The sequence below is a fragment of the Streptomyces sp. NPDC050485 genome, from assembly GCF_044458185.1.
Classification (GTDB): Bacteria; Actinomycetota; Actinomycetes; order Streptomycetales; family Streptomycetaceae; genus Streptomyces.
In genome coordinates this window covers 1-5,115 of sequence record NZ_JBITHR010000067.1, presented here as the reverse complement: position 1 = coordinate 5,115, position 5,115 = coordinate 1, and the positions used below count along the sequence as shown (strand labels likewise).

Below are 5,115 nucleotides of genomic sequence, written 5' to 3'. Positions count from 1 at the left end.
CGGGTGTTCACGAGTGCTGTTGACCTGCGACGTGGCGGGGTGTTGGAGATCGCTTCCCGTGCAGCAGGTGATCGTTTCCCAGGGCTGGAGGCGGGGCTGTTGTCAGTGGCTGGGAGTTGAATGAGGGCCATGACTGTCCATGCGCTGTTGCCGCTGCTTCCCACTCCTGATGTTCTGCTTGCACGATGCCGAGCGTTGGCGTTGCTCGACTCCATCCTTGACGCAGAAGCTCCCATGCACGCGTTCGTCTCCAACTGGCGTGACGGCGTGCACCTGGCCTGCATGGAGAACGGCTCCGGCGACCAGTACGCCGTCGTGTTCGATCCGGCTGGGGTGTTCCTCTACGGGTTCGATCACGAATGTGACGCCACTCCATGGCGCGAATCGCCCCGAGCGCACTGGCCTGGACTTCTTGAGGGCCTGCCTTCGTCGCTCGCGCACTACGCGGCGGCGCCGGAGTTCGACTTCGACGGGTTCTTCGACGCGACGGTGTGCGCGTGGCGGGAAAAAGATGCAGAGGCCTGGGGGTGTGGTCCGGTCGAGTTCGCCGCTGACGAGTCGGACGGGGCTGACTGGCTGTTCGAGCTTCTCGCAGACGGCAGCGCGGATGCATACGTCAGCTTCGCCGAGGACTACTTTGAGCGGAGGATCGACCGTGACGCTGTGGCGGCGGTTCTGGTTCAAGCACCGCTGAGCCGACAGATGGTGAGTTCCCTGTCGCCGGCAGCGGACTTCACGACCGTGGCCGGGCAAGCCCGTGCACTCGGCTATACCGTCCAGGACCAGGCAACGCTCTGACTTCACGGAGATCACGCTGTCGGTCGGAGTGTCCCTTCCCTAAGGCGCGAACTCGTGTGGTCTTTCTGCTGAGGGCAGCGGGCGCGAGGCGATCGCATGCGGTCGGTTGGGAGCATCTGCGTTCACCGTCTGCGATCTTGCTGTGGCTGGCCCTACGTTTGGCTGGGGCTTCGAGTGCCATCGGGCTCCGGTGATCGGCAAGTGAAGGCGGGGCAGCATGACGCCACTGTTCGAGCGTCTGGATCAGGAAGAGGCGGTCGTTCGTGGCGAGTTGGCCACACTGCGGGAGAAGACCACGGCGGCCGAGGAACGGCTGGCTCACCTGACGATCACGCGGGAGACGCTGTTGTCTCTGGGGGGCGAGGAGTACCTCAAGCAGGGCGACGCCACGCAACAGCCGCCAGAGGAAACCGTGGACAGGCCGATGCCGAATGAACCTGCCCCCGATTCCCGACCCGCCGGTGCAGAAGCACCTGCCAACGGGCCTGCGTCTGCTGGCCCGTTGGAGTGGGAAGTGGCGCGCGAGCGAATGCTGGTGCTGCTGGCGGGGGCCGGGCGGGCGATGAAGGTGCAGGACATCACCGCCGCGATCGGGGAGGACGTCTCGGACACGTCGAAGGGGCGGCGAGTGGAGACCACTCGGTCCCGGCTGAAGCGGCTCGTGAAGGAGGGCTTGGTAACAGAGGACCCGACGGCCTGGTTCACGATCGTTCCCGTCAATGCCGGTGAACAACGGCAGGAGACCGCCTGGGAGTGAACCGGGGCCGCGGGCGCGGCATTCCAGGTGGCACCGCCGAGTCGATTGGTAGTCCCTCGGCGGTGCCGGTGCGTGAGCGCCATCTGACAGGTGGCTCCGCGCGTTTTCGAGCGTAGTAGAGACTTTCTCCGCTCGACGCGTGGAGCCACGAATTTCGTCATGCCCGGTCGCTGTTTGGCGTCTTCGGGGGTGGATCGAGGCTCAATGCGTTCTCTTCCGATCGATGTTGGTGTTGTCCGGCCACAGGTTGATGCCGGTGAAGCGGGTGAGTCGGGCGACGGTGGCCACGTCCGGCCAGGACCGTCCTGCGAGCAGGTCTGCGATGGCCTGCCGGTTCACTCCGGAGCCGGCAGCCGCACGCAAGCTCAGGTTCTGGTCGGCCAGGGCCTGGGCGAGTGTCCGCGCGATGTGGCGGACCGCCTCGGCGGCCACATCGGGGCTCGGCTGTTCGGGCCAGGTTTCCGGATCGTCGGTGTGCTCCCTGGGGGAGCGTGCGCGGGCGTGTCCGCCGACCATGCGCACACCACCTTGTCTGTTGAAGTTGATCAGCTGTGGAATGGCTGCTTGTCCAGCCGGTATGCATGGACTGTGGTCCTTGATCCCGTTACGTCAGCGAAGATCACCCGGTATCGGCCGCGGGCCGCGCAGCCGGTCTGGGAAGAGGTCGCGCCGCTGGTCAGGTCGGTGGTCGCCGCGACCGTGATGGCAGTTCCCTATGACGTGGAGCGGCTGTTGCACGTCACCGGCCGACTGGCATTGTGGGCCGAGGCGGCGGGAATCGAGCGGTCGGTGGACGCGTGGTTGCGCAACGAGGTGATCGACGCGTTTGTCCTCTCGCGGGCCGGGGACATCGAAGCATCGTCGGTACGGACGTACCGGACGTGGCTGCTGCGGGTGCGGGACGCTCTGGCCTGGAGCGAACGCGGTGAGACGGCCCCTGCGCGGATGCATGCCGACGCCAGCCCCCACCAGCCCTACACCGAAGGCGAGTTGGAGGGCCTGCGGCACTGGGCCACTCATCTGCCCGGGCAGCAGAAGACCGATGCGCTCGCGCTGCTGGGTCTGGGCGCCGGTCTGGGGCTGACGCCGAAGGAGGTGGCAGCCAGCCGGGGTCTGGATCTGCGGCGCCCGAGCGCGGACGGGCCCCTGCTGCACCAAGGGGTCGACCGCCTGGTCCCGCTCGTGGCCCGCGCGGCCTGGGACTCGGTGCTGGGCGAGCTTGCCGTCCTGGCGGGTGACGGCTACCTGTTTCGGCCTCAACGGACCGTCGAGTACTCCAAGAACCTGATCGGCTCCTGGTCCCTGAGCCACCGGCCGCCCCGGGGCCTGCCGGAGTTGTCGGTGGGCCGTCTGCGTGCGACGTGGATCGTCGAGCTGATGCGGGCCCACATCGATCACCATCTGATCGCCCAGGCGGCCGGGCTCGCCTCCGCCGCGTCCCTGGCCCGCTGGCAACACCTGGTCCCTCCCATTGATGACGCCACTGCCACACGGCTCCTGCGCGGACCGGACAGGTGAGCAAGCCCCGGGCCTGGCGGCGTCCGGAGGAGATCAGGAAGTGCCGACCGCGGCCGGTCACGGACGCTCCGTTCGAGATCCCGGACTCGAAGGTCGGCCAGCTCGACGCTCTCCTGCACAGCTCGGGAGTGCTGGAGCTGATCGACACCGAGTTGGCGGGCCGCCCCGGTCCTGACGGGCTGCCGGTGCGGACGGTGCTGGTGGGGCTGCTGCTGTCGCTGCACTACCACCGCAGCGCGAGCCTCGCGGACGTCTGCCGCGTTCTCCTGGACGAGTTGCGGGCCCCTGCCCGGGACTGGCTGGGGGTTCCGGATTCCGGCTCGCTCGACGATCACGGACGGCACGCGTTCACCCGACGCATCTACAGGTCCTTCGACCGGCTGACCACGGCCCTGGACCCGCTCCGCTGTGACCGGCGCCGTCGGCTGCCCGCCGATGAGGCAGCCCTCGCTGTTGCGGCCTGGGAGGACACTGATCCCGAACGGATGCGCCGCCGGGCCGTGCTCCAGCAGATCAGCGACCGCCTGGTCCTGACCAGCGTGCACCTCGCCCACCGGCGCGGCCTGTTCAAGGGCTGGCGGGGCGACATCGGGGTCGACACCACCCCGGTTCCCGCCTGGCACCACGAGCCCTGCGAGCAGCGCGGTCTCGCCTCCGTCGAGATCACCGCTGGCTGGCATTTCTGCGGCGGCTCCACCGAAGGGATCTTCGGGCACTCCGCCACCCTCCTGGTTGCCGCGAGCCGCAGGCACCCAAGCGGCCACCCTCAGGCCGGCAGGCGTGTGAGCCAGCACCCTCAGCTCGTGCTGGGCCTGGTCCTGGACACCCCTGGCAAGCGGATCGGGCCGAACGCCGTGCACGCTCTGACCAAGCTGGTCCCTTTCGGGTTCCCCGCCGGGATCCTGGCCGCCGACCGCGCCTACACCGACCAGGTCTCCGAGCACTTCTCCCAGCCCGCCCGCCGCCTGGGCTACCAGCTCGTCCTGGACTACAAGAAAATGCACCGAGGCATCCAGGGCACTCACAAAGGTGCCCTCCTCGTCGACGGAAGCCTCGCCTGCCCCGCGATGCCTGCCGCCCTGGCAGACGCCACCACCGGTCTCAACGACAGAGCCGTGCGCGCCATCGATGAAGACGTCGGACTCCGTGAGCAGATCGCCGCCCGCGAGCCCTTTTTCCTCCGCCTCAAAGAATCCGCAGACAAGCGTGGCGCGATCCGACTCCAGTGCCCGGCGAGCGGCCCGTCGCCCACGGTGACGTGCGCTCGGTTCAACCAGGTCAACCGCATCCCCGCACCACGGCCGACTGTCGTCGACCTCACCAACCCGCGGGCCACCGCAGCCCATGCCGCGGCCAAACCCACCATCGCGATCCCCCAGGCCGAACGGCTGCAGCCTCCGCCTGCCACAGAGCTGCCAAGGATCTGCCAGCAGCACACGATCACCGTCCACCCCGGCGACCTGGGCAAGCTCGACAAGTTCCGCCAGGATCGGCACTACCTCCACCCAGCCTGGCAGGATGCCTACCGGCCTGAACGGGCGAACATCGAAGGCGTGAACGGCAGGCTCAAGAGCCACGGCATCAACATCGCGGATCCCACCAAACGCCTCGCCCACGGCCGCGTCGCGCAGACCATCCTCCTCGCTCTGATGGTCTGCAGCTCCAACCTGCAGATGCTCTTCACCTGGGCCCAGGCCACCAGTAACGCAGCCGATACCGGCGCTGTCCGTGTGATCACAGAGCTCGCGGAAATCACTGCGGCCGCCATTCCCGCGAACGGGCTCTCTCCGCCCCAGCCGCCGACGACGAGCGCGAGCACCTGACACCCCCGCACCACACGACGGGCTCACACACGTCCAGCAGCAGCCGCAGCATCCCTCACGCACCCGAACCACCCCGACCGCAGGCCGATCGTCCGCCAGAGCACCCGCTAGCGTTCGGACAGCACATCGAACACACCCCGGAAACGACAAAGATCCCGCCCGATCTTCCGATCGGACAGGATCTCGTCAACCGCTCCCGAGCTAACTCAAGAACAGTCG

At 67.9% G+C, this 5,115-nt stretch carries 5 protein-coding genes; 4 read left to right on the top strand and 1 reads right to left on the bottom strand.

The genetic code is table 11. The annotated features are described in order from the left end of the window. The first annotated feature begins 129 nt into the window (after positions 1–129). Positions 130–798: a hypothetical protein gene (locus tag ACIBK6_RS42245; RefSeq protein ID WP_399058789.1), complete on the top strand. Its 669-nt coding sequence runs from the start codon at positions 130–132 to the stop codon at positions 796–798. A 217-nt stretch (positions 799–1,015) separates the two neighbouring features. Then, positions 1,016–1,555, top strand: coding sequence for a hypothetical protein (locus ACIBK6_RS42240; RefSeq protein ID WP_399058787.1), 540 nt, complete (start codon positions 1,016–1,018; stop codon positions 1,553–1,555). A 201-nt stretch (positions 1,556–1,756) separates the two neighbouring features. Here the strand turns inward: ACIBK6_RS42240 and ACIBK6_RS42235 are convergent, their stop codons facing one another. Then, positions 1,757–2,071: a helix-turn-helix domain-containing protein gene (locus ACIBK6_RS42235; RefSeq protein ID WP_399058785.1), complete on the bottom strand. Its 315-nt coding sequence runs from the start codon at positions 2,069–2,071 to the stop codon at positions 1,757–1,759. A 72-nt stretch (positions 2,072–2,143) separates the two neighbouring features. Between ACIBK6_RS42235 and ACIBK6_RS42230 the strand changes: the two genes are divergently transcribed. Next, positions 2,144–3,073 carry a hypothetical protein gene (locus ACIBK6_RS42230; RefSeq protein WP_399058783.1) on the top strand — a complete coding sequence of 310 codons (930 nt, stop codon included), beginning with the start codon at positions 2,144–2,146 and terminating at the stop codon, positions 3,071–3,073. Continuing rightward, positions 3,070–4,896 carry a hypothetical protein gene (locus ACIBK6_RS42225; protein ID WP_399058781.1) on the top strand — a complete coding sequence of 609 codons (1,827 nt, stop codon included), beginning with the start codon at positions 3,070–3,072 and terminating at the stop codon, positions 4,894–4,896. Before ACIBK6_RS42230 ends, ACIBK6_RS42225 begins: the two co-directional genes overlap by 4 nt. Positions 4,897–5,115: the final 219 nt, after the last annotated feature.